Genomic DNA, 1425 nt, shown 5'->3' on the forward strand with positions numbered 1-1425 from the left:
TAATGCCGTTCGGATAAGCATTATTGCTTGAACCTGAACGGATATTTGGCTGGGACAAAGAGGACTGAACGTGGAAACGTTCGGTCCTTTCTTTTATCTGGAAGAATGAAGTGACTCAAACTGTCTCTCATCCTTTTCAGTTTTACAGGTAGAGTTCCGTCTGGACTTAAAGCTAACCAACGTAATTGCGCATCAATAAGGTTAATTGCGGCGGTAAAACTGACCCTAGTCGCTCGAACCCCGGCTTCTGAAGCTATCTTAACCATCTCTAATCGCACTAAGTTATAGGCAAGTAATACACCCCAAAGCTCTTGCTTCACACCGGCAGAAAAACGACTTCGTAAAGTGACGTGACTTTGCAGTTGAGTCTGTTTAATTTCACCATAACCTTCTTCTATCTCCCAGCGTTGCCAATAAATACGCAGCAGGCTTTCTAGCGAGTATCTACTAGGGTCTGTAAGTGAAGTAATAAAACCTTTTATCTCACCTTTTGGCTCTTGATATAGGACTAATCTGGCTTCCCAACGTGTGGGTAAATTCGGATTCTGCCGTTGAGCTTGAGGAGAGATGGGCATTGAGATGAGCATGTCGTTCTCCGCATATTTCTCCAACACTTCATAGCGTAGCTTACGTTTTGCAGGCATTAACCAGTGAGCATTTTCCGCACTCTCTTGCCACGACAACAAGAGGTCTGCCGAGAAATAACAACGATCAAATAAGGTCAATGAATGTGCGGGGATATCATTGAATAGACGCTTAGCTAAGGTCGTTTCACCGACATGACAGCCATCAAAAGCCGCCCCCATAATCATTCGAGTTTCTGTTGACATCAAAGCGACTAAACGAAGTTGAGGGTAAGGTTTCAATTTTTTAGAGATGAACCCAAATTCTTCAGCGTTCTCTGGGGAATCTTGGCACCTAAATGTTGTTCCATCCACAGCAAGAACATTAAGCTCTAAGTCTTTATCTTGTTGAAGGATATCTCCGTTCCAAGCCTTTACCGTTGTGTGAAACAGAGCCGCTAATGGACTCTCATCTAGACGTCGGCGTGAATCAGTTAGGACACTAGGTGCAACACGAGACCAGCTATCTTCAGGTTTAGGCTGAAGCGCAATGTCTAATGAACTGCATACCTCTTTGATAGACATGTTGCGTTGCAGCCCCATCCAAATAACTAACCAGACAGCTTGCTGAGCGGGAAGCCGACGTCGTCTTATGCTCGCTTTATTGGTTTCAAGAAGAGCTTGTTCTATCCACTCAATCTGAATGGCGTCGACTACAGATTCATAATTGTCGGCATCTTCAATGGTCTCGTGTGCCATTGCTAATTCTTGTTCAAGCATAAAAAAATCCCCATCAACGTTGTTGATGGGGATTATCTGCTAACTGCAAGATCGTTCAAGTCTTCTTAAACGATCGGCATTA

Annotated in this window: 1 protein-coding gene; it reads right to left on the reverse strand. The window is 43.9% G+C overall.

The features are described from left to right. Positions 1-20 precede the first annotated feature (20 nt). Positions 21-1343, reverse strand: a complete 1323-nt coding sequence (locus tag L3V36_RS23790; protein ID WP_108190234.1) for an IS4-like element ISVbsp1 family transposase — start codon at positions 1341-1343, stop codon at positions 21-23. Positions 1344-1425 lie beyond the last annotated feature (82 nt).

Source organism: Vibrio sp. G-C-1, assembly GCF_021728015.1.
Classification (GTDB): domain Bacteria; phylum Pseudomonadota; class Gammaproteobacteria; order Enterobacterales; family Vibrionaceae; genus Vibrio; species Vibrio splendidus.